Source organism: Collinsella aerofaciens (assembly GCF_028207065.1).
GTDB lineage: Bacteria > Actinomycetota > Coriobacteriia > Coriobacteriales > Coriobacteriaceae > Collinsella > Collinsella aerofaciens_AR.
The window spans coordinates 1-22,149 of sequence record NZ_JAQLFP010000008.1 but is presented as its reverse complement, the minus strand read 5'-3'; the positions used below and the strand labels follow the sequence as shown (position 1 = coordinate 22,149).

General features: G+C 63.5%; 21 protein-coding genes, 1 other RNA gene and 1 pseudogene. 16 read left to right on the top strand and 7 right to left on the bottom strand.

Annotated features, from left to right (window positions below; genetic code table 11):
* Window position 1 precedes the first annotated feature (1 nt).
* The 14 genes and pseudogenes from PMX72_RS03545 (at window position 2) to PMX72_RS03485 (ending at window position 12,456) form a co-directional block, all read left to right on the top strand.
* Window positions 2-2,692, top strand: a complete 2,691-nt coding sequence (locus tag PMX72_RS03545) for a phage tail tape measure protein (protein WP_271746146.1) — start codon at window positions 2-4, stop codon at window positions 2,690-2,692.
* Window positions 2,689-3,402 (top strand): distal tail protein Dit, encoded by a 714-nt coding sequence (locus PMX72_RS03540; protein WP_271746145.1) that lies wholly within the window; start codon window positions 2,689-2,691, stop codon window positions 3,400-3,402. Before PMX72_RS03545 ends, PMX72_RS03540 begins: the two co-directional genes overlap by 4 nt.
* The gene (locus PMX72_RS03535; protein WP_271746144.1) at window positions 3,402-5,954 is read left to right on the top strand and encodes a phage tail spike protein; all 2,553 of its coding nucleotides are present in this window, start codon (window positions 3,402-3,404) and stop codon (window positions 5,952-5,954) included. Before PMX72_RS03540 ends, PMX72_RS03535 begins: the two co-directional genes overlap by 1 nt.
* Before the next feature lie 21 nt (window positions 5,955-5,975).
* A complete protein-coding gene (locus PMX72_RS03530) occupies window positions 5,976-6,296 on the top strand; it encodes a hypothetical protein (protein ID WP_117637887.1) in 321 nt (106 codons plus the stop codon).
* Between the two features lie 3 nt (window positions 6,297-6,299).
* Window positions 6,300-7,202 (top strand): BppU family phage baseplate upper protein, encoded by a 903-nt coding sequence (locus PMX72_RS03525; RefSeq protein ID WP_271746143.1) that lies wholly within the window; start codon window positions 6,300-6,302, stop codon window positions 7,200-7,202.
* Window positions 7,203-7,214: 12 nt separating this feature from the next.
* Entirely contained in the window at window positions 7,215-8,123 is a 909-nt protein-coding gene (locus tag PMX72_RS03520; RefSeq protein ID WP_271746142.1) for a DUF6273 domain-containing protein, read from the top strand.
* A gap of 104 nt (window positions 8,124-8,227) precedes the next feature.
* A complete protein-coding gene (locus PMX72_RS03515) occupies window positions 8,228-8,698 on the top strand; it encodes a hypothetical protein (protein ID WP_271746141.1) in 471 nt (156 codons plus the stop codon).
* Between the two features lie 31 nt (window positions 8,699-8,729).
* Window positions 8,730-8,870 (top strand): annotated as a pseudogene (locus PMX72_RS10295) (DUF6273 domain-containing protein); the annotation flags it as partial.
* Between the two features lie 192 nt (window positions 8,871-9,062).
* On the top strand, window positions 9,063-10,313 hold the full coding sequence (locus PMX72_RS03510) for an RNA-directed DNA polymerase (RefSeq protein ID WP_271746139.1): 1,251 nt from the start codon (window positions 9,063-9,065) through the stop codon (window positions 10,311-10,313).
* A complete protein-coding gene (locus PMX72_RS03505; RefSeq protein ID WP_117637890.1) occupies window positions 10,261-10,506 on the top strand; it encodes a hypothetical protein in 246 nt (81 codons plus the stop codon). Before PMX72_RS03510 ends, PMX72_RS03505 begins: the two co-directional genes overlap by 53 nt.
* Before the next feature lie 74 nt (window positions 10,507-10,580).
* Window positions 10,581-11,006, top strand: coding sequence for a hypothetical protein (locus tag PMX72_RS03500; protein ID WP_233514508.1), 426 nt, complete (start codon window positions 10,581-10,583; stop codon window positions 11,004-11,006).
* A gap of 13 nt (window positions 11,007-11,019) precedes the next feature.
* Window positions 11,020-11,325 carry a hypothetical protein gene (locus PMX72_RS03495; RefSeq protein ID WP_117637892.1) on the top strand — a complete coding sequence of 102 codons (306 nt, stop codon included), beginning with the start codon at window positions 11,020-11,022 and terminating at the stop codon, window positions 11,323-11,325.
* Window positions 11,326-11,328: 3 nt separating this feature from the next.
* Window positions 11,329-12,141, top strand: a complete 813-nt coding sequence (locus PMX72_RS03490) for an N-acetylmuramoyl-L-alanine amidase (protein ID WP_271746138.1) — start codon at window positions 11,329-11,331, stop codon at window positions 12,139-12,141.
* 3 nt (window positions 12,142-12,144) lie between these two features.
* Window positions 12,145-12,456, top strand: coding sequence for a hypothetical protein (locus tag PMX72_RS03485; RefSeq protein WP_117637894.1), 312 nt, complete (start codon window positions 12,145-12,147; stop codon window positions 12,454-12,456).
* A gap of 105 nt (window positions 12,457-12,561) precedes the next feature.
* On the opposite strand, the gene ssrA is transcribed toward PMX72_RS03485, so the two are convergent.
* Window positions 12,562-12,925, bottom strand: a transfer-messenger RNA (tmRNA) gene (ssrA, locus tag PMX72_RS03480).
* 239 nt (window positions 12,926-13,164) lie between these two features.
* Between ssrA and PMX72_RS03475 the strand changes: the two genes are divergently transcribed.
* Window positions 13,165-13,596 carry a hypothetical protein gene (locus PMX72_RS03475; RefSeq protein ID WP_271729428.1) on the top strand — a complete coding sequence of 144 codons (432 nt, stop codon included), beginning with the start codon at window positions 13,165-13,167 and terminating at the stop codon, window positions 13,594-13,596.
* Between the two features lie 58 nt (window positions 13,597-13,654).
* Here PMX72_RS03475 and PMX72_RS03470 read toward each other — a convergent pair whose 3' ends face one another.
* The 6 genes from PMX72_RS03470 to PMX72_RS03445 all read right to left on the bottom strand — a co-directional run bounded on the left by PMX72_RS03470 (window position 13,655) and on the right by PMX72_RS03445 (window position 20,782).
* The gene (locus PMX72_RS03470; RefSeq protein WP_271729427.1) at window positions 13,655-14,170 is read right to left on the bottom strand and encodes a type II toxin-antitoxin system VapC family toxin; all 516 of its coding nucleotides are present in this window, start codon (window positions 14,168-14,170) and stop codon (window positions 13,655-13,657) included.
* Complete coding sequence (locus PMX72_RS03465) at window positions 14,167-14,520, bottom strand: hypothetical protein (protein WP_271729426.1); 354 nt, start codon at window positions 14,518-14,520, stop codon at window positions 14,167-14,169. The genes PMX72_RS03470 and PMX72_RS03465 overlap by 4 nt, the downstream gene beginning before the upstream one ends.
* Before the next feature lie 142 nt (window positions 14,521-14,662).
* Entirely contained in the window at window positions 14,663-16,678 is a 2,016-nt protein-coding gene (locus tag PMX72_RS03460; protein ID WP_271729425.1) for a heavy metal translocating P-type ATPase, read from the bottom strand.
* A 78-nt stretch (window positions 16,679-16,756) separates the two neighbouring features.
* On the bottom strand, window positions 16,757-17,002 hold the full coding sequence (locus tag PMX72_RS03455; RefSeq protein ID WP_117640082.1) for a DUF6110 family protein: 246 nt from the start codon (window positions 17,000-17,002) through the stop codon (window positions 16,757-16,759).
* A 195-nt stretch (window positions 17,003-17,197) separates the two neighbouring features.
* Window positions 17,198-18,955 (bottom strand): ABC transporter ATP-binding protein, encoded by a 1,758-nt coding sequence (locus tag PMX72_RS03450; protein ID WP_271729424.1) that lies wholly within the window; start codon window positions 18,953-18,955, stop codon window positions 17,198-17,200.
* A complete protein-coding gene (locus tag PMX72_RS03445; protein WP_271729423.1) occupies window positions 18,956-20,782 on the bottom strand; it encodes an ABC transporter ATP-binding protein in 1,827 nt (608 codons plus the stop codon).
* A gap of 120 nt (window positions 20,783-20,902) precedes the next feature.
* Here PMX72_RS03445 and PMX72_RS03440 point away from each other — a divergent pair, with 120 nt between their 5' ends.
* Window positions 20,903-21,901 (top strand): helix-turn-helix domain-containing protein, encoded by a 999-nt coding sequence (locus tag PMX72_RS03440; RefSeq protein WP_271729422.1) that lies wholly within the window; start codon window positions 20,903-20,905, stop codon window positions 21,899-21,901.
* Window positions 21,902-22,149: the final 248 nt, after the last annotated feature.

Genomic DNA, 22,149 nt, shown 5'->3' with positions numbered 1-22,149 from the left:
CATGGACGGCAACGTCATCATCAAAGCGGTGCTCGACACCGTTGACGTATCCAAGAACATCAAGGCCCTGGAGCGCGACCTCCAGGGCATCTCCTGGAAGAACATAACCGAGGGCGACGAGAAGGCCGCGAAGCTGTCGTCCTCGTTCAAGAAGGCCGGCACGGCCGCCACGGTGACGCTGACCGCGCCCGTGGTGGCCGCCGGCAAGGCCGTATTCGGCGTGGCCAGCGACTACGAGCAGGCCAACGCCCGCATAGCCGCCGCGTTCGGCGTGTCCGGCGAGGAGGCCGAGCGTTTCAGCGGCATAGGCAAGCGCATATACGAGGGTGGCTGGGGCCAGTCCCTGGACGAGGTCAACGATGCGCTGATCCAGTGCAAGTCCACCCTTCGCGACGTGTCCGACGAGGACCTGCAGACCGTCACCACCAACGCACTCATGCTGTCGGACACCTTCGGCGCAGACGTGAACGAGTCCATACGCGGCACCAACGCCCTCATGGAGGGCTTCGGGCTGTCCGCCACCGAGGCCAGCGACCTGCTGACGGCGGGCATGCAGCGCGGCCTGAACTACACCGACGAGCTGGGCGACAACCTGAGCGAATACTCCGTGCGATGGGGCGAGGCGGGAATGAGCGCCAGCGAGTACTTCTCGCTGCTCGAAGCGGGCACGTCCAACGGCGCGTACAACCTGGACAAGGTGGGCGACTACCTCAACGAGTTCCTGACGGCGCTGTCCGACGGCCGCATGGAGGAATCCATCGGCTCGTTCAGCGAGGGCACGCAGGAGGTCTTCGAGAACTTCAAGAACGGCAGCGCCACCGCCGAGGACATGCTGCAGGCGGTGCTGGGCGACCTCACGCAGATGCCAAACGAGTACGACAAGGCCGCGCTGGCCTCCACCCTGTGGTCCTCGCTGGGTGAGGACAATGCCCTGGGTATGATCGAGTCCCTGGCGGGCGTGCAGGACAGTTTCGGCGACGTGGCGGGCGCTGCGCAGCAGGCCCAGGAGGCCGCCTCCGACAGCTTCGCCGTGAAATCGCAGGAGGCCATGCGCGAGCTGCAGGGCTCCATCGAGCCGCTTGGCGAGCCGCTGCTCAACATCGCCACCAACGTGGCGGGTGTCGTCAAGTCGTTCTCCGAGTGGTTCGCCGGCATCGGCGAGGGCGGCCAGACCGCCGTGCTGGCGATCGCCACGATAGCGGCCGCCATAGGCCCCGTGCTGTCGACGGTCGGCACCGTCGTGGACACCGTGCCGAAAATCGGAGCGGCCTTCCAGGTGGTCGGCAAGCTGGGCACCGGCGCGCTGGGGCTCATAGCCGCGCACCCCGTGGTAGCGGCCATAGCGGCCATCATCGCCGCCGTGGTGCTGCTGTGGAACAACTGCGAGGAGTTCCGCGACGCGGTGACCGCCGTGTGGGATGCCGTGTGCGCCGCGTTCGAGGTGGCCATCCAGGTGGCGGGCGACGTGGCCCGAAGCGTCGGCGAGTTCTTCTCGCAGCTCGGCGAGAAGCTGGGCGGCGTGTGGGACGGCATCTGCTCCACGGTGCAGGGGGCCATCGACGCCATAGCCGGGTTCTTCCAAGGCCTGGCCGGCACCGCCTCGTCCATCTGGGACGGCATCTGCAACGTGGTGCAGGTCGCCGTGATGCTGCTGGGCGAGATTCTGAACCTGGCCATCGAGACGCTGCTCATACCCTGGAACTTCATCTGGGAGAACTTCGGCGAGCAGCTGACGGCGGCATGGGACGCAATCTGCGGCGCGGTGGGAGGCTACATCGACGCGGTGAGCCAGGTCATCACCGACGCGGTGACGGCGCTCTCCGAATGGTGGGGCGCGACGTGGGAAGGCATCAGCGGCACCGCCAGCGCCATATGGGAGGCCATCTACGGCGCGGTGAGCGCGTACATCCAGTACGTCAGCGACGTGATAGGCGCGGCCCTTGGGGTCATCCAGGGCGCGTGGGACACGGTGTGGGGCGCGGTGAGCTCCACCGCCTCCAGCATATGGGATGCCATCAGCTCGGCGATAGGCGCGGCCATCAATGCCATCAGCTCCACCATATCGGCGGTGCTGTCGGCAATTCAGGCGGTGTGGGACTCCATATGGGGGGCCGTGAGCAGCACGGCGTCGAGCGTGTGGGGCGGCATCAGCTCCACCATATCCAGCATCGTGAACGGCATCCGCGACACGATCTCCAGTGTGTTCAACGCCGCCAAGGACACCGTGAGCAGCGTGTGGAACTCCATCAAGAGCGCCATCGAGACGCCGATACAGAACGCCCGCGACACCGTGCGCAACGTCATCGACTCCATCAAGGGGTTCTTCAACTTCTCGTGGTCGCTGCCCCACCTGAAGCTGCCGCACCTGTCCATCTCCGGCAGCTTCAGCATCGCCCCGCCGAGCGTGCCGCACTTCGGCATCGACTGGTACGCCAAGGGCGGCGTGTTCAACGGCCCCAGCGTCATCGGCGTCGGCGAGGCGGGCCCCGAGGGCGTGGTGCCGTTCAACGAGCGCGGCGCGCGCCCGCTGGCCGAGGGCATCGCCAAGCTGCTCGACGGCAAGGGCGGCGCGGCCCATGGCGACACGAACGTGACAATCAACCTGTACGCGACCGTGCGGGAGGAGGCCGACATCGAGAAAATCTCCCGCCAGATAGCCAAGGAAATCAAACGGCAGGAGTGCTTCGCATGATATACAACGGCTTCGACTTCGCGCCGTGGTTCGACACCCGGCTCGTGACCCGCTCGCTGCTGCCCGAGTACGAAATCGCCACGCGCGACGTGCCCGGGCAGCCCGGCTCGCGCTTCATGCGCGCAGAGCTGAAACCCCTGACGATAGACGTGGCGGCGGCCTGGAGGGCACGCCCCGCCGACGATATGGCGGCCCTTCGCCGCCTCATGGCCTCGCGCCTGCTGTGCCTCAAGGAGGCCGAGCTGTGGCTGGACGACGAGAGGCACCTGGGCCTGCGCTACATGGCCGTGCTGACCTCGCCGGGCGCGCTCGACACGTTGTGGCACACCGGCGAGGCCACGCTGACGTTCACGGCATACGACCCCGTGGCCTACGGGGCCGAGGGGCGCGCAACCGTGTCGGGCACCTCGGGCGTGCAGGTGGGCGGGACTTTCCGCACCTACCCCACCGTGACCGTCAGGCCCGGCGGCAGCACGTCGGCGCTGCGGCTGACGAACATGGGCACGGGCGAGTTCGTGCAGATCGACAAGGCGGTGACGGCATCGAGCGCGGTGGTCATCGACATGGCCGCCCCGCAGGCCACGGTGGACGGCAGCCCCGCGCCCGTGACCTTCGAGAGTGACTTCTTCCCGCTGGAGCCGGGGTCCAACAGCCTCAAGCTGTCCAGCGGCACCGCGACGGTACAGTGGACGGAAAGGTACGTGGGCTGATGATTCTGTGGGCATGCGACCGCTGGGAGGCGTACAAGGGACCCATCAAGACGCTGTTCGAGTGCGAGGACACGCGCGAGGTCAACGGCGAGAACGCCCTGAGCATCACAACGCTGGCGCGCCTGGACAAGGGCGACCGCCTGGTGTGGCGCGACCTCAAGGGCCGCTGGCACGAGAACATCGTGGACGGCGTGGAAGAGGAGCGCGCAAGCGCGGGCATCCTCTACACGTACTACTGCCCGACCTCGGCGCAAATCGAGCTCCTGGGCGACTACCTGGAGGACAAGCGCCCCTACGACGTGAGCGCCTACGCCGCGCTGGCCTCGGCACTGTCCTCCTCGCGCTGGCAGGTCGGAACCGTGGCCGACCTCGGGCAGGCCGGCACGAACTTCTACCACACCAACGCATGGGCGGCCATCCACGACGTGGCAGACACTTGGGGCGGCGAGCTGTCGTTCGAAATCCAGGTGAGCGGCACCAAGGTGACCGCACGCCGCGTGTGCATGGCCAAGCAGGTCGGCGAGGACAACGGCAAGCGTTTCACCTACGCCAAGGACCTCGTGAGCGTCAAGCGCAGCGTGGACGAGGGCAACGTGTGTACCGCCCTGTACGGCTACGGCAAGTCCCTGCAGACCGCCGACGAGGACGGCAACCTGACGGGCGGCTACGATCGCAAGCTGACCTTCGGCGACGTGAACGGCGGGCAGAACTGGGTGGGGTCGGCCGACGCGCTGGCGCGCTGGGGACGGCCCGACGGCAAGGGCGGCAAGGCGCACGTGTTCGGCGACGTGGAGTTCTCCGACTGCGAGGACGCCGACGAGCTGAAGAAGCTCACCGAGGCGCAGCTGGCGAAGTCGTGCGTGCCCACCGTGTCCTACACTGCGGACGCCGTGGCGCTTGCGCGCGCCGGCGAGGGCTTCGAGGGCGCGGACGAGGGCGACCTGGTGACCGTGGTGGACAAGGTGTACGACCCGCCGCTGCGCGTGCGCACGCGCATCACCAAGGTGGTGGAGGACCAGCTGCGCCCCGGCGAGGTCACCTACACGTTCGGCAACTACCAGACGGTCGCCGAGCTGATGGCCGTGCAGAAGTCGGCCGCCAAGTCCACCGCCTCGACCATCCGGGCGACCGTGACCGAGGCCGTGAACGCCTCGAACAAGGCATCGACCGGCAAATGGGGCGAGAGCCTGGCGGCCGCCGAGGAGCGCCAGAAGGCGTATGCCAAGGAGGTCGGCGGCGCCGCCCAGGACTACACCGACCAGATAAGGGACGAGCTGGACAAGGCCCTCAAGGAGTACGCCGACAACGGGGACGCCACGCTGGAGGAGGCGCTGAAGAAGTATTCCGACGACGGCAACCTGACCCTGGACGAGGTGCTGCGCCTGTACACCGACACGTCGATAGAGCAAAGCGAGAGCGTGCTCAAGAAGATAGACGAGGCCAACAAGGAGTACCTGGAAGGCGTCACGGACAAGCTGGACGAACGGCTGACGAGCGCCGAGGGCGAGGTGGATGGGCTGCAGAAACAGCTCGACCAGCTGCCGACGGATATCCGCAAGAAGATCGTTGACATGCTCAACAGCGAGGTGAACACCACGGGCGGCTGGGTGTACGAGGAGCCCGGCCAAGGCATCCTCGTGTACGACAAAAAGCCCGAGAGCGCCACCAAGTGCGTCAAGATAGGCGGCGGAATCATCGGCGTGGCCAACTCCAAGTACTCCAGCGGCGCGTGGAAGTGGCGCACGGCCATAACCGGCGACGGCGTGACCGCCGACGAGCTGACCACGGGCCGCATCAAAGGCGGGAACTCGTACTGGGACCTCGACAGCGGGGCCTTCTACCTGCGCGACGGCTCTATCTTCATGACCGACAGCAACGGCAACAGGGTCTATATCAACGCCACCAACGGCTTCCAGATATACGACAAGAACGGCTCCATCATCGCGGGCACCGTGCTGGTGGGCAGCACCTCCATGTTCCGCTGCAACATGGTCGGCACGTCGTCAACCAACTACATCACCACCGGCACGACGACGAACAACCACCCGGGAGCGTCGTTCGTGAACGGCTCGACCGAGTACTGCACCATCGAGGCCGTCCACGCGAAGGACAGCCCCACGGCGAGCTCGACCGACGGCGTGGGCATATCCACCTGCGGCTACGGCTTCCTGGCAGTCAACCGCTACTACCGCCAGACGTGGCTGACGACCCCCTACTGCGCGGGCTACATGAGCCATCCCGACGAGCAGCTGTACATGAGGAGCGGCAACAGCAACGCGGGCGGCTCGGCGTACGTGAAGCTGCAGGAGAACTCCAACAACTACGTGTACCTGGATAGCAGCCGCGCAGACATTGGGTCGTCGGACACCGCCAGGATACTCGCCCCGAAGTTCGCCATAGGAACCAGTCCGAGCAGCGGCGGCACCTACGGGTACACGGGCTCCACGCAGTTCATCGGGTGCATCACCAACAACGGCAACAACTGGACGTGGGGCACCATCAACGTGGTGAACGGAATCATCACCGGCATGAGCAGCATCACGGGAAACTAGACCAGCGAGAGAGGAAACGGAATGTTCTACCACCTTGTGCAGCAGCCCGAAGCGCCGCAGGCGCTCGACGGCGCGCCGAAGCCGCCCGAGGCGCTTCCGGTGTTCGAGTGCATCAGCGACCCGGCCACGGCGCGGGCCATCGTGGAATCGGAAGACGTGTTCGAGTTCGACGGCAAGGGCGGCTTCACGCTCGTGTCCAGCCCCGTGGCCGTCATGGACGCGGAAGGCGGCGAGGCCAACGCCGTGGACTTCTCGGCGCTCACCGACGAGGAGATATGCGGGGTCCACAGAGCGCAGCCCGGCGACATATCGCGGACACTTGCGGCCGAAGGAAAGGAATAAGGCATGGCAACGCACGAGCTTACGCTCAACCTCAAGAAGACCAACATAGCGCCGCCCGTCATCACCGTGCACCAGGGCGACAGCGCCGAGGTCCTGAAGGCCGCCATCTACGACGGCGACAAGAAGGCGGCCCTGACGGGCTGCAAAGTGCACCTCATGGCTGCGAAGCCCGACCACACCTACGTGGAGCAGCAGTTCACTGGCATCAGCGACAACGTGGCCACCGTGACGGTCGACCCCGCCGTCTTCGGCGTGGCCGGGCTGCTCAAGGTGTGCTACGTGCGCGTGCGGAGCGCGGCAGGGCTAGACGCCACCACCGAGAACGTCCTGGTGAACGTGCTGCCCTCGGCGAGCGCGTCGGGCGAGATATCCGGCCCGTACGTCGATGCGGTGGAGGCGATCATCGCGAACCTCGAAGGGCAGCTAGCCGACGTGAGCGCGCTGAACGCGCAGATGCAGAAGGCCGAGGCCTCCCGCGCGAGCGCGGAAAACCAGCGCGCCACGAACGAGAAGGCACGCCAGACCGCCGAAACCAAGCGCGCAGAGGCCGAGAAGAAGCGAGCCACGGCGGAAAGCGACCGCGTGACCGAGGCGTCGCAGCTGAAGACGGCCTCGCAAGCCGCCACGGCTGCGGCAACCGGCGCGGCCTCGAACGCCGACGCGGCGGCAAACATCGCCCTGCAGATAGCCAACAGCGTGGCGCAGGGCAGTGCGGGCAGCTCGGACATGGCCAAGCAGAAGCAGCAGATAGCCGACCTGTACGGCAAGCTGGCCGACGCCACGGACACGTTCATCTACGACGACGGCAACGTGTACTGCCCCGCCTCCAAGGCCAGTGCATCTGGCAGCACCATCACGTTCGGGAGCACCTGCACGGCGTCCGGCACAACCCTCAACCTCAAGTAGAAAGGCAACGAAATGGCACAAGCGAAAACCCTGTCGGTGGGCGGCATCGGCTACGAGGTCATCGACGATACCGCGCGCAGCAACGCGCAGACGGCGCTCAACAACGCCGAGTACAACCGCCAGGGCCAAATCGGCAAGTACGGCGGGCAGAACATCGCCGCCATCCTGGCGGGAGAGATCGGCAGCGGCAGCGTGTACGACGCGCTGCATAAGCGCATCGCCGCCGCGAACTTCGCAGGCCTGCGCGTGGGCGACTACCTGGACGTGCCGCTTGTGAGCGCATCCGCCGTCACCACACAGCAATCTGTGCGGTTCCTGCTTGCCCACATCGACCCGTACCTTTACTGCGGCGACAACAGCAAGGGACACCATATCGCGTTCGTGGCCTCCGCGCCCATCGCCGTGGCCAAGACCGTGACCGGCGTTGCCAACGACAGCTTCCTGATGTGGAACACGACCAACACGAACCAGGGCACCGCCGACCAGAAATGCCCCTACCCCAACAGCAACCTCAAGGCGTGGGAGACGGCTTTCGAGGCGTGCCTGCCCGAGAGCCTGACCAAGTACCTGCTGACCCAGCGCGTCCTGCTTGAGGAGCGTTACAGCGCCAGTGGCGCGCTCAACGACTCCAACTCGTGGAGCTGGCAGGATATCGGCAAGGTGTGGTCGCCCTCCGAGATGGAGGTGTACGGCTGCCCAGTGTGGGGCACCAAGGGCTACAGCGTCGGCTTCGACTGCCAGTTCGACCTGTTCCGCGACACGGCGCACCGCCTCAACGGAACTCGGTGCTCTTGGTGGCTGCGTTCCGTTGCGTCGGGCTCCGCGTCCAGCGTGTGCTATGTCAACAGCAGCGGCAATGCCAACTACAACTCGGCGACGAACGTCTGGGTTCGCCCCCGCCCCGGCTTCCTCGTCGGCTAGCCAGCCGAGTGCTCTATACTCTGCTTTTAGGCGACCGCCTTGCGCGGTCGCCTCTCGCCCGCGAAGCGGGCCGTTTTTTCCGCCAGTTTCCCCAGGAGGTGCACGTGAGCGGCGTCTACCAGCGCAACCGCGAGGTTTCCGAGTACAAGTTTTTCACTCAAGCAATCGCCATCCGCGTGGAGGTCAACAAGCTGATGGCGTCGTCCTCCGTGGTTCCGAAGACCTATCGTCTGCTGAACGCGGTGCCTACGGTGGAGACGGCGCGCAGCATCGTGTACAACGTCAACCGCGCCGACTGCTTCTACCCCAACACCTCGTTCAACGCGCTGGAGAGGAAACGCTACCTAACGCTGGCCATAGCTGACTGCGAGCAGCTGATGCTGGACATGCAGTGCCTCATGGATATCGGCCTGCCCGTGAACGCCAACCGCTTCGAGGAGCTGGCGGCCATGGTCGAGGAAGAGATCAAGCTGCTGAAGGGCGCGCGCAAGAACGTGCGCGTGACGGGCAAGAAGTCCACCGAGGAGCGCATAGCCGAGGCCGAGGCCGAGCTAGAGCGCCTGCGTTCGCTATAATGGACGGCGGTCGCGCCTTGTTTATCGGTACAATTGGTGGCTGCGTTCCGTTGCGTCGGGCTCCGCGTCCAACGTGTGCTATGTCAACAACAACGGCAATGCCAACTACAACTCGGCGACGAACGTCTGGGTTCGCCCCCGCCCCGGATTCCCTTATTGCCAGACCGAGTAGGCCCCAGAGCCGAAAGCAGAGCGCGAAGAGGAAGGAAGGCGCGACCGTCGGGCATGCGCCCGTAAATACGCACCCCGCGAGGGTGGCCGGACGCTGCTTGCATGGCGCGGCGCTCCGTGGCTTCGCCGCGTTTCATGGCCATACCTCAAGCGGCTGCCAGAGCCACATTGCAAGCCGCGCGGGGTGCCTCCTGTGAACTCCGAGCAAAGGCGGGCGGCGCGCCGCAAGCGCCGCGAGGAGAAGCGCGCGCAGGCCAAGGCCGAGCGCGTCAAGGCGTGCACGCTTGATACCGTGGCCGACCTCAACAGCCTGTGCAAGGCATCGAAGCAGGCCGCGCGCGGCGTGATGTGGAAGGCATCCACGCAGCGATACATGAAAAGCTACCTGCGCAACGCCGTCCTGTCCCGCCGCGACCTTTTGGAGGGGCGCGACATATGCCGGGGCTTCATACGGTTCGACCTGTGGGAGCGCGGAAAGCTGCGCCATATCAGCGCCGTACACTTCCCCGAGCGCGTGGTACAGAAGTCCCTGGCACAAAACGCGCTCGTGCCCGCGATCGTGCCCACCCTCATAGCCGCCAACTCCGCGAACATAAAGGGGCGCGGCACCGACTACGCCCTGAAGCTGCTCAAGCGCCACCTGGCCGGCCACTGGAGGCGGCACGGCCGCGAGGGGTACATACTGCTCGGCGACTTCTCCGACTACTTCGCGCGCATAGCGCACCAACCCGTCAAAGACCAGGTGGCCTCCGCGCTGCTAGATCCGCGCGTGGTCGCCTTGGAGCACCGCCTGATAGACGCGCAGGGCGATGTGGGCCTGGGGCTGGGCAGCGAGCCGAACCAGATATGCGCCGTCGCGCACCCCAACCGCATTGACCACTACGTAATCGAGATGCTGCGCCCCGAGGCCTACGGTCGATATATGGACGACTTCTACCTGATACACGAGTCCAAGGACTACCTGCAGGTGTGCCTGCTGCTGATAGAGGGCAAATGCGCCGAGCTGGGCATCGAGCTGAACCCGCGCAAGACGCGCGTGGTGAAGCTCACGCGCGGGTTCACGTGGCTGAAGAAGCGCATCTTCTACACGGAGACGGGCCGCATAGTCGTGAAGCCGTGCCGAGACTCCATAACGCGGGAGCGCCGCAAGCTCAAGAAGATGGCCCGCATGGTCGCCGATGGCATCATGACCCCCGAGCAGGTGGAGCAGAGCTACCAGAGCTGGCGCGGGGGCATGAAGCGGCTGGACGCGCACCGCAGCGTGCGGGCCATGGACGCGCTGTACCGCAGCCTGTTCGGAAATCCCGCGGGGGGGTTGCTCAATGCAATCCAAACCTGGAGGCGACACGGATGGGAACATGCCCCTACCCTAGCAACGGAAGGAGCGACCCATGACAGAACAGGAAATCGCCGGGGAGATCAACGGCTACAAACAGCAGCTTGAGCAGAGCGACTACAAGGTCATGAAGGCGGTGGAGCGCATCTTCTCCGCATCGTCCATCACCGACCTGCTCTCGGCCATCGCCGCAGCTGCCAAGGAGGTGGCCGAGATCATCTCGCAGCGCCAGACGTGGCGCGACCGCATCAACGAGCTGGAAGCCATGGAGCCCGACCAGCCGGAAGCGCCGCAGGAGTAGCGAGCGCCCCTTCGGGGGCGCTTTTCTTTTGCCCGGCGACACCTCGCGGACAATCGCGGCAGCGATTCGAGGAGGTGAGAAAACGAATGACCGACGTGCTGGAAATCTTCGCGCCGTACGGCCCCGGGTCGCTTTTCGGCGCGCTGCTCGTCCTAGTGGTCCTGTACTTCGGCAAGCAGTTCCTCGAAGAGTTCAAGGCCCAGAACGAGCGCAAGGCGAACATCGACCTCAAGCGCGAAGAGCGAAAGCAGGACGAGGTGAACGAGCGGGCGCAGCGCGACCGCGAGCGCAGCCAGATGGAGGGCCGCATCGCTGCGCAGATGGAGCGCAGCAACGCGCTGATGGAGGCCATGAAGGCGCTCATGGAGTCCGTCGTGACCTCCAACGAGGTGCTGCACGCCGACCTGGCGAACAGCCAGGCGCGCAGCCAGGGCATGGCGGCGAAGGTCGACCACATCGCTGACCGCGTTGACCTGCTCTACAAGGAATCGGCTCGATAGAAAGGAATCCGAAATGACAGAAATGCAAGCAATCGCAGCCATCGTGCTGTCTTTCGCCGTGCCGTTCGCGGTGCAGCTGATCAAGACCGAGGCCATGACCGGCAAGGCCGCGCGCATCCTGGCGCTGGGCTGCTCGCTCCTGGCGGGCGTCGTGACCGGCTTCGTGGGCGGCGTGCCCGCAGACCCGGGCGCATGGGTCACGTGCGCCTTCGCCGTGGTAGGCGGCGTGCAGGCGGCCTACACGCTGTTCAAGTCGGTAGGCATCACATCCAAATGGCTCGACGCCCTGTTGGGCGTGACCGTAGGCGGGAAGGAGTAGGCAATGGCTAAACTGTTCATCATCTGCGGCCACGGCGCTGGCGACCCCGGCTGCTGCGCAGGCGGCTGCACCGAGGCCGAGCGCGTTCGCGCCCTGGGCCAGCGAATCAAGGAACTGGGCGGTTCCGAGGTCGAGCTGGGCGATACGTCCCGCAACTGGTACGCCGACGGCGGGCTTAACCGCCTGAGCACCGACGCGCCAGTGGTGGAGCTGCACATGGACGCCAGCGGCATCGCCACGGGCCACGGCGCGCACGTCATCATCAAGGAGGGCTTTGAGCCTGACGAGTACGACAATGCGCTGGCCGACAAGCTGGCGGCGTTCATGCCCGGGCGCTCCGAGAAGCTGGTGCGCCGTTCCGACCTCGCGAACACGAACCGAGCCGCCGCGCGCGGCATCAACTACCGCCTGTGCGAGAACGGCTTCATCGACAACGACGGCGACCGCGAGAAGTTCAACGGCAACCTGGACGAGCTGGCGCGCATCTACCTGGAATGCTTCGGCATCACTGCTGGAAGTGCCCCCGCAGCCGTCCCGCAGCCGCAGCCTGCGCAGCAGGAAACGACCGAGAACTTCGGCGGCACCTACCGCTGCACTGTGGACTACCTGCGCGTGCGCGACGCCCCCGGCCTGGGCGGCACCGAGGTGGCGCACTATTCCAGCGGCGAGACCGTGACGCTGGATAACTGGTACAAGATCGCCGACGGCTACGTGTGGGGCCGATACACGGGCTACAGCGGCGCAACGCGCTACATCGCCGTGGGCAAGGCCACGGGCAAGCCAGAGGCCGACGACTATCTGGTGAAGGTGGGATAGGCCATGCCGTACCCGAGCCCCGCAGACGAGGAGCGCAACGGCGGGTGCGGCCCCATCCTCGCGGCGGTCGTCCTGCTGTTCATCGTCCTGGCCGCCGCCAGCTGCGCGTCGCAGGCCATGGGAGCGCAAGACGTGACCGTGAGGCAAGCCCGCACGGACGGCCCCATATACGACCTGCCCGAGGGCATCGGCCAGGAAATCGTGTGCGACGAGCACAACCGCGAGTACCTGCTGCTTACCACCGAGCAGGGCGGCGTGTTCCTCATGCCGTACATGGACGAGGACGGCGAGCAGGAGATCATGCCGCAGGCCTAGAACGCAAAGAAGCCGCCCCGTATGGAGCGGCTTCTTTCTATCTGACGAGCAATACGAACGCCCGCCTAACGACGAGCACGCGTATGTGTTCGCCTACTGAACAGTTGGTGGAGGCGCGGAGAATCGAACTCCGGTCCACGAAAGCCCCCTGATTGGCATCTCCAAGCTCAGTCGCTGGTTTAGTCTCGGACGCTTTGCGCGCAGCGACACGTTCGCGGCGTCCTAACCGGTTCGGTCTTAGCCTGCGCCATACCGATTACGTGCGCAGGAGCATTCCCCTAACATGACGTCGCGCCGGTGTCGGGGAAATCACCGGGTTGACGCGCCGCTATAAATTAGGCAGCGAGAGCCATAGGCTCAAAAGAAGAGTTGTTGTCAATTCAATTTGACGGTACCCCTGTTTAACGAGGCGAGGAGACCTCGGCTTGCTTCCTCTCTCAGAGCTATCGTGTCGAAACCAGTCGCCCCCGAATGCTGGGAAAGTCTGGATGGCATCGGGCCTGCAAACACCCGATAACCGTCGACTTTTCAAGGAACATACGGGGCGAGCCCCGCTTGTGGAGTGTTATCTTACCACGTTCTGAAAGCGGACAGCTGTTCTATGCACGAGCTGTGAAGACCCCAATGTGCGCCGCACTTCGCACTTTTGTTACCGATCGCGTCACGTATATTTTCGCCAAGCAAAATTGACCCGTCGAAAGGACCGTTATGGATACCAAGCAGCAACTCGTCAATGCCCTCGCAGGCCTGGGCTCAACCATTACCGAAGCTATGGATGTCATCGAGGGCTTTGTCCCCTGCGGACATCCCGCCCTCACGGTATCGAACGCACTCGTCGCGCTGGACGTTGACGATGATGCAGCTCTCACTCAGCAGCTTGAGACCGTCGAGGGCTTTATCGACCACGTGAGTGAGAACCGCGGCGTGGCCGCCTACCACGGTATCGAGGTCGAGCTCGCGGGTCCCAAGGCCGATCTGTTCGCAGCAATCCGCGAGGTAGGCGCCCTTATGCAGACCGCAGGCGTCAAGAACACCCAGGTCAACGAGTGGGTCTACCGAAGGGCAGCACTCGATAGCTCCGACGAAAAGGCAGCCGAGCAGCTCGCAGAAAGTCCCGCCATTAAGGCCGAGCTTTTGTAAATAGCAGACGCGGGCCCCTTGGCGCATCGTCGTCCAAGAGGCCCGCAAACAGTTTGCGTCAACCGATAGCCGCGCGGCCGCGTTCGGCCAAAGCCAGAATCGGCATCATTTGGCGCGGGGTCTTTGCTGCAAGATCGGCATGTTCGAGCAGCTTGCGATCGTTAGTCACCAAGTAATCGACCTGCGCGCGCTTGCACGCGGCGAGCACCAAGTTGTCTTCGTAATCGCGATGGAGCGCTAAGTATTTGTCGGCCAGCCAAAGGTCCGACGCATCTGCACCCACGGCCGTGGCGTTTTCGGTCATGTTCCGAACAAACGCCAGCGCCGCATCGCCAATCGCGCGGGCAGAAGCCTCGCCGAGCGCTCCCCCGCTGGCAAGAACGCTGCGCTTCAGTTCGTGCTGTACAACATACAGTACGTCCTTGGCGATATGCACCGGAAAGAACAGCAATGCCCCCGCCTCCGTCGCCTGCCCAATAAACGCGCGTGCGGCAAGCGACTCGGCATGGTCGGCGCAAAACGAATCAACCCATACGTTGGCATCCACCATTATTTTGAGGGGAGCCCCGCTCACAGGATCATCCCCTTTTGGCGATAGTGCTCGTCCATGGCTTCGGAATAGATTGTTTCCCAACCGCGATCGTCGGATACGGGCGACGTAGCGATGCCCAGGTCCGCGTAAAGCTGATCTGCCGCCGCCCATGATGCGGCGAACGGAGTATCGGGCGCGACGGTCTGCCGCCGGTCGTCGACGGCCGCAAGCACTTCCTCACACTGTCCACCACCCTGCGCGACCTTGGCCACGACATTTTTGATGAGCTCGGGCAGTGACCTGCCCGAAAGCTGCAGCGCTTCCTCGGCGCGCTCTTTAACCGAGCGATCTACGCGAACGTTCACCTGCGCCATGCCACTAACAGCACCCACGTTGACCCGCTCCCTTCAATTGCTAGCCCTGCTAGCACCACTATATAAAGAAGCTAGCACATGGTCAAATGCAAAAGGCCTGCGCCCGGACGACACCGATGCCGTCTGGGCGCAGGCCAGATAACGTGGGTGAACACGTCTGTTAACGCAGGTACGCCTTTGCGTTGCCCAGGCTGTAGGCAATCGTCGAGCCGTTGTGCAGCAGTGACGACGCCTGCGGGGTAATCGCGCCGGTAATGCCCAGTGCCAAGAGCGCTGAGTTGGTGAGCATCACCTTAGAATAGGAGCTCGTCAGACGGTCGATGAGACCCTGACTCATGCGGCGCAGGCGCACGATCGCGGCAAGATCCGTATCGGTCAGGATGATATCGGCGACCTCCTTGGCAATGTCGCTTCCGCCGCCCATGGCCAACCCCACATCGGCCAAACCGAGCGCCGGCGAATCGTTGACGCCGTCGCCCACCATGGCAACGTGGCGCCCCTCGCCCTTAATGCGCTCCACATACGCGTACTTGTCCTCGGGCAGCAGCTCGGCCTTAAACTCGTCGACGCCCGCCTCTCGCGCAATGCGCTCGGCCGTGCGCTCGGAGTCGCCCGTGAGCATAACGACATGCTTGACGCCCAGCGCATGCAGGTCGGCGATTGCCTCGCGGACCCCGGGCTTGAGCGGGTCCTCGATACCGAGCACGCCGACGACCTTTCCATCGACCGCCAGATACAGCGGCGACAGGCCCTGCATCTGGGACTCGATTTGCTCCTTAATGTCGGACTCGAGCTGCGCGCCCTCATCCTCAAATACAAAGTGCGCGGAACCGATGATGGCGCGACGCCCTTCAATGGACGAAGCGATGCCGTGCGCCACGATGTATTCGACGGCGGCATGGCGCTCGCGGTGCTCGAGCCCGCGCTCGCGGGCGGCGTTGACCACGGCACGCGCCACCGGATGCGGAAAATGCTCCTCCAAGCAAGCGGAAAGGCGCAGGACCTCGTCCTCGCTCCAGCCATCGGTGGTGAGCACGCAGGCAAGACGCGGCTGTGCCTCGGTAAGCGTGCCAGTCTTATCAAACACAATGGTGTCGGCCTTGGCAAACGACTCAAAGTACTTCGCGCCCTTGACCATGACGCCCATCTTGGCAGCATCGCTCATAGCGGTCATGACGGCAACGGAACCCGTGAGCTTGAGTGCACACGAGTAGTCGACCATCAGCGCCGCCGAGGTCTTGATGAGGCTGCGGGTGGTAAGCGCAACCAGGCCCGCGAGCAGGAAGTTCCACGGGACGATCTTGTTGGCAAGGTCCTCCATGTGCGACTGGCCCTCGGACTTGAGCGAGTCGGCCGTCTGCACGAGCGAGACAATTGAGCGCAGTTTGGTTTGCGCCGTATTGGCGCGCACACGCACCAAGATGCTGCCGTCCTCCACGACGGTGCCGGCGAACACGTCGTCGCCCACGCTGCGCTCGACGGCAAGCGGCTCGCCGGTCAGGGTCGCCTGGTTGACCATGGCGCTCCCCTGCTCGACAACACCGTCGATGCAGATGGACATGCCGGTGCGCACGGCGACCAGATCGCCGGGCTCAAGCTCGGTCGCGGCAACGCCTACCTCGGTGTCGCCGACAACCTTTTGCGCCTTGTCGGGCACATCGAGCAGCGAGTTGATGAGCTCGTTTTCGCTCATGGCGCGGGTGTAGTCCTCGAGCAGCTCGCCCACGTTGAGCAGGAACATCGTCTGGCCCGCGGTGTCGACATCACGTTTGACAAACGAGATACCGATGGCCGAAGCGTCGAGCACAGGAACGGTCAGGCGCGGCTGCGCGAGCTCACGGAGGGCGGCGCGCAAAAAGGTCATGTAACCGGCCACGACAAACACCGCACGCAGGGGCGTCGGCAAGAACCAGCGACGTGCGTAATGGGCACCGATAAGTGTGGCAAGATCCATAACGAGCTTGTGCTTGCGCGGCTCAAGCTGCATCACGTAACCCGTCTTTGCGTCGGCAATGGCCTGAGCGTCGAGCGCACCGACGGCGGCCAGCACGGCATCGCGACACGGCTCGTCATATTCGAGCGCTAACTGGCCAATACGGCCATAGACGCGCACCTTGCGCACGCCGTCGATGTCACCGTTGAGTTTAAGAAGCGCATCGAGATCGCTCTCTGGCACAGGACCCGCCAACTGAAGACGGGTCCTGCCGGGGATCTCGCTAACAATCGAGAATCTCATTGTTTATGCCTGGGAGTGCTATTCGGCTGCCTTGTCCGCAGCGGCCTCGCTCTGGGTGAGATAGGCAGCCTCGGCAACCATGTCGTCGACCTCGGCCTTGGCCTGCTCGACCATGTCCTGGTAGCCGTTCTTGATGCGCATGCCACACGCGATACCCTGCACGCAAGCGTTCTTTACCGGAGCGCTGGTGAGCAGCTTGATGCCGGCCGTGCCGAGCAGAAAACCGCCGCCGACAAGCAGGGTGTTGAACGTGGACTTCTTCATGATGTCTCTCCCTTTTGCCGCAACAATTGCGGCACGGTGCCTCAGCACCCGAGTAAATAAATTTGCTCGAGCACGCTTTTGAAATATCTCAATTTTATCTAACTATCTAGGTCAGCCATGGCTAACCTTTTGAAAATTAACGATGCGGAGTAACCGATTGTCAATGTGACAAAGGGACTGTCCCTTTGTCCCTTCTTACAACTGCCAGGTAGCTGCTTCCTTTTGCAGCGCAACCATGCGGGCGAATTCTCCGCCTGCCGCTTTGAGTTGCGCCGGAGCACCCTGCTCGGCTACCACACCATCCTTGAGCACAACGATCTTATCGGCATTTTCTACCGTGCGCATACGGTGGGCGATCACGATAACCGTCTTGCCTGCGAGCAGGCGGGAAAGCGCCTGCTGCACCACGGTCTCGTTCTCCACATCCAAACTCGCCGTCGCCTCGTCCAGCAACACGATCGGCGCGTCTTTGAGCAGCGCACGGGCGATAGAGATGCGCTGGCGCTCACCGCCGGACAGCTTGGAGCCGTTCTCGCCGATCATGGTGTTGTAGCCCTGCGGCATGCGGCTCACAAACTCGCCGCAGTTGGCGGCACGCGCAGCCGCAAGCACTTGCTCATCGGTGGCGCCACGACGCCCGAGGCGGATGTTTCCCATCACCGTGTCGTCAAAGAGCAGCACGTCTTGGAACACAATGGCGTAGTCGCGCAGCAGCACCTCGGGATCCACGCTCGCAACATCCACGCCGCCCACGGTGACCGTGCCCGCGGTGGCATCCCAAAAGCGCGCGGCCAGGCGGCTCACCGTGGACTTACCGGAGCCCGAAGGACCGACCAGTGCCGTGACCTCGCCTTCCTTGGCGGTAAAGCTCACATCGGTAAGAACTTTCTCGCCGGCGCGGCCGTCCTCGCCCGCACCATAGCCAAATGCCACGTGATCGAACACCACATCGTGGCCTACGGGCTCAAACTGCTCGCTGCCCCGCGCCACGGGCTCTTCCATGATGGAACGCATGCGCTTGGCCGACGACTCGGCGGCAAACAGCTCGGACATCAGCATCAGCGCCTGATCAAAGGGCGCATAGATGCGGCTCACCATAAGCAGGAAGGCAAACATCACCAAAAAGTCGACCTGGCCGGAGGCGACCATCGCAGCGCCCGTGACCAACGTGGTGGCAATCCCCAGGCGCAGGATGGCAAAGGCGGAGTTGACCAAAAGCCCATTGGCGAGCTCGCCTTTGGTGGTCTCGCGCTCCTCGGCATCGATCACGGCGTTGAGCCCCTCAAGATAATGAGCCTCCTGGTTGGTGGCGCGGATCTCGCGCACGCAGTCGAGCGTCTCCTGGATCGCCTCGGTAACCTTGACCTTCTCGGCGCGCACATGGTCGAACACCGGGGTCATGGGGCCGCGTGTCAGATACAGCACGGCAAAGGCCACGGGCACGCTCCAAAACGCCGCGATCGCCAGCTGCCAGCAAAAGAACAGCGACGCCACGAACACAATGGCGCTTGCGATGATGGCACCCCAAAGCTCTCCCAGCACGTGGCTGTAGGCGTGCTCCATGGCCTGGACGTCGCCCATGATGGTCTCGGTTAAATCGGCCAGATCACGACGGCCAAAAAACGACAGCGGCAGCTTGCGCAAGCGCTCGGCAATCTCCATACGCTGCTTGCCGCACTCCTCGTAAAAGATGCAGTAGGTGTAGTAATACTGCTGCCAGTTAGAGGCAAAGAGCAACACGAAAAAGACCAGGAGGCCGCCCACAATCGGCAGGGCATCCGGCAGGTCGGCACCGGTGGCGAGATGTTCGACAAAACCGGCCATGACCAGGAACAATAAGCCCATGCCGGCCATGGTAATGAGATTGGTGAGCGCGGTCCAGAAAATGCCGCGTTTTACGCCGGCGACGCCTTTATCGGATAGGAAGTACTTCTTTTGGAATGAGGCGAACATTTAGGCCTCGCCTCCCTTCGTGACGGCGGCATCCGCGGTCGCTGCAGTGATTTTCCAGCTCGCGGCCTGTTCGTATTCGGCCCACATCTTGGCATACAGACCCTTTTGGGACAGTAACTCGGCATGGGTACCCGACTCCTGCACGCTGCCCTGGTTGAGCACCACGATTTGGTCTGCGCCCACTACAGTCGAGAGTCGGTGCGCGATCATAATGACTGTGCGACCCGCCGCCAGCTTGCTAAAGGCACGCTGGATGAGCGCCTCGTTCTCGGGGTCGGCAAACGCTGTGGCCTCATCGAGCACCACGATAGGTGCGTCTTTAAGGATCGCGCGGGCGAGTGCCACGCGCTGCACCTCGCCGCCCGAAAGATATGCTCCGCCGGCACCGAGCATGGTATTGATGCCCTGTGGAAGCTTGGCCACAATGTCGTCGCACTGAGCTGCGGAGAGGGCCGCACGCACTTCGTCGTCAGTGGCCGTAGGCTTGGAAGCGCGCACGTTATCGGCAAGTGTTTGCCGGAACAGCTGGTTGGTCTGGAACACGAAGGCGACCTGGTCCATAAGCTCGTGCGGATCCATATCGCGAACGTCCACACCACCTACGAGCACTCGACCCGAGGAAACATCCCAAAAACGAGGAATCAGGCTTGCGCAGGTTGACTTGCCGCCGCCCGAAGGACCCACAAGCGCAAGGGCACTACCAGCGGGAACGCTAAAGCTCACATGGTTGACGGCAGGTGCCTCGGCACCCTCGTAGGTAAAGCTTACATCCTCAAAGCGCACATCGCTGCCAGCGGGGTGCTTGGGTTGAGCGGGCACGGAGAGCTGCTTGGAATCCATAACGCTTCGGATGCGAGCCAGCGAATCAGCACTCATCTGAGACGCCTCGCCCACAAACATAAGCTTGGTCATGGCCGTCGGCACCACGGCCGAAAAGATCGCGTAAAACGTAAAATTGACCATAAAGTGCGCGAAGTCCGTCTCGCCCGGCGCCAGCAGCAGCGCCACAGGCAAAAGAAATGCCACAAGGCCGTTGAGCGCAGTAAGGTTGAGCACCTGTGGACCCCGGCAAAACGTACCCGCATAGTTTTGCGCCATATCGGCGTATTCGGCGATCGCATCGTGGAACGCCTTAAAGGAGTAGACCGTCTGCTGGAATACCTTGACCACGGGGATGCCGCGTACGTATTCGGTGCCGGTCTTGTTCATCTTGACCAGCGCGCCCATGTAAGCCTTCATAAACTCGGCGCCCTTGCCGCTCATCATGGTGGCCATGGCGCAAAACGAAACGACGACCGAGATTAAGCATGCCGCGCCCAAACGCCAATCGAGGGCAAATAGCAGCACAAGCAGGCCCACGACCATGGCGGTGGCACCGGCGATATCGGGCAGCATGTGCGCGAGCAGCGTCTCGGTGGAGGCGGCACAGCCGTCTACGATACGGCGCAGCTCACCGGTGGCGTGCGTGTCAAAGTAGCCGAGCGGCAGCTTAAGCAGATGCTCGCTCGTAGCCTTGCGGATATTGGATGCGCAGCGAAACGCGGACAGGTGCGTGCACATGAGTCCCACGAAATAGACCACGATGCTTGCCAGGGCAAAACCAACAGCCCACCAACCATACATCGCGATGTCGGCGGCCTCGCTCCAGTTGGGCGCCACGGCAATCAGGTCTCGCGCAACAAGCCAGATGCACACGTACGGGCCAAAGCTCAACAGCTGCGAGAACGCCGAGAGGGCCATGCCCAAATACGTTAGGAATTTACGGTCACCGGCATATGCAAGTAGCTCGCCGATGCCGCCGCCTTCCTTTTTTGATCCCTTTGCCATGAGATTCCCTTCTAACGGCTTGAGAGTTAACCGTAAGAAACTTATCATGGGCGTGTTAGCCAGGGCACACAATTGGGCCAGGCGTGGACGTTTTCGCAAATGAAGGGGACGCTTTTGAAAATGCGGCGGGCAGCAACCGATATAACCGAGCTCTACGCACCGCAGTTTGAGCAGTTTGGTCTGCAGCTTTCCGGCAAGGGCGCCGTCTTTACCGGTGAGGTGGCAAACGATCGGGCGCACGGACGCGCATGGATCATGCCCCTCTCCCCTGCCTGCATCGTTATGGAGCATTACATTACCCCGATGCACGATATGTACCTGGCCGAATACACACCCGAACCGTACGCGTGCGTGAGCGAGGTCAGCGCGCCCACGCTCATGTGCATGCCCGAAGCCGGCATAACGCCTGCGAACCTCAAGCCGCTGCATGGACCGTGGCCGAACAGCGCGATCTGCAGCTTTGTCCAAGATAGCTGCGGTGAGGAGCTAAGCCCGCTGTTTGCAGGGCAGCTCTACCACTCGCGCTCGGTCCTCTTTTTGCCCGGTTATTTTGACGAGCTGGAGCATCGCTATCCCGCCGAGTTCGCGGGGGTCTTTGAGGCGTTTGCCGAGTCATGGCACGAGGAGGCAGCGTCTGCCATCTGCCACACGTTGCGCAGGATTAACGAGGAACGCGCCCGCACCGTAGGCGGACACGTCTATATGCAAGGCATCGTGGAGACCATGGTCGCGGAGCTCGCCTGTTCGCGCGCGGCCCACAAGCAGGCGCGGCAGGCGGCAGACACACGCGCCAGCGTAACCATTGCCGAGGAAGCGGCGGCAATGATTGAGCGCGCGCTCGACAAAGGCAGGCGTGTGGGTATCAACGAGGTGGCCGAGAGGCTCTACACAAGCCGCTCCAAGCTATGCGCCACCTTTAAAGCCCAAACCGGCGAGTCCCTGGGCGTCTACATTCGCAGACGCCGTATGGAGCGAGCACAGGACCTTTTGGCCGATAGCGCGCTCACGATAGCGCAGGTGGCAGAGCGTCTAGGCTACCCTCAGCAGGCCGCCTTCGCCCAAGCCTTCAAGCAACACACCGGCACCACCCCCACCGCTTGGCGTTCCCAACATATATAAAGAATGAGGGCGCCATCGGCGCCCTCATTCACCAAATTCAATCCAGCCCACCTGACCCGAACGGCCGAGTCGTTGCAGAACCCGGGAGCCCCGGCAGGGCGGGTGCTTGCTCAAAATGAGTTCCCTCCAAAACAATGGGCGCGCCAACGGCGCGCCCATTCACTCTATTCCATTCAGCCCCGCCTGACCCGAACGGCCGAGTCGTCTGGCCGGGGAAGCCCCGAGTCGCCGGGGTGTTTGCTCCAAAT

Coding starts and splice junctions, on each gene's coding strand:
- PMX72_RS03450 (WP_271729424.1), bottom strand. CDS start 18,955: ATGTTCGCCTCATTCCAAAAGAAGTACTTCCTATCCGATAAAGGCGTC.
- PMX72_RS03520 (WP_271746142.1), top strand. CDS start 7,215: ATGGCACAAGCGAAAACCCTGTCGGTGGGCGGCATCGGCTACGAGGTC.
- PMX72_RS03455 (WP_117640082.1), bottom strand. CDS start 17,002: ATGAAGAAGTCCACGTTCAACACCCTGCTTGTCGGCGGCGGTTTTCTG.
- PMX72_RS03490 (WP_271746138.1), top strand. CDS start 11,329: ATGGCTAAACTGTTCATCATCTGCGGCCACGGCGCTGGCGACCCCGGC.
- PMX72_RS03475 (WP_271729428.1), top strand. CDS start 13,165: ATGGATACCAAGCAGCAACTCGTCAATGCCCTCGCAGGCCTGGGCTCA.
- PMX72_RS03485 (WP_117637894.1), top strand. CDS start 12,145: ATGCCGTACCCGAGCCCCGCAGACGAGGAGCGCAACGGCGGGTGCGGC.
- PMX72_RS03535 (WP_271746144.1), top strand. CDS start 3,402: ATGATTCTGTGGGCATGCGACCGCTGGGAGGCGTACAAGGGACCCATC.
- PMX72_RS03525 (WP_271746143.1), top strand. CDS start 6,300: ATGGCAACGCACGAGCTTACGCTCAACCTCAAGAAGACCAACATAGCG.
- PMX72_RS03530 (WP_117637887.1), top strand. CDS start 5,976: ATGTTCTACCACCTTGTGCAGCAGCCCGAAGCGCCGCAGGCGCTCGAC.
- PMX72_RS03505 (WP_117637890.1), top strand. CDS start 10,261: ATGACAGAACAGGAAATCGCCGGGGAGATCAACGGCTACAAACAGCAG.
- PMX72_RS03540 (WP_271746145.1), top strand. CDS start 2,689: ATGATATACAACGGCTTCGACTTCGCGCCGTGGTTCGACACCCGGCTC.
- PMX72_RS03495 (WP_117637892.1), top strand. CDS start 11,020: ATGACAGAAATGCAAGCAATCGCAGCCATCGTGCTGTCTTTCGCCGTG.
- PMX72_RS03440 (WP_271729422.1), top strand. CDS start 20,903: ATGCGGCGGGCAGCAACCGATATAACCGAGCTCTACGCACCGCAGTTT.
- PMX72_RS03545 (WP_271746146.1), top strand. CDS start 2: ATGGACGGCAACGTCATCATCAAAGCGGTGCTCGACACCGTTGACGTA.
- PMX72_RS03445 (WP_271729423.1), bottom strand. CDS start 20,782: ATGGCAAAGGGATCAAAAAAGGAAGGCGGCGGCATCGGCGAGCTACTT.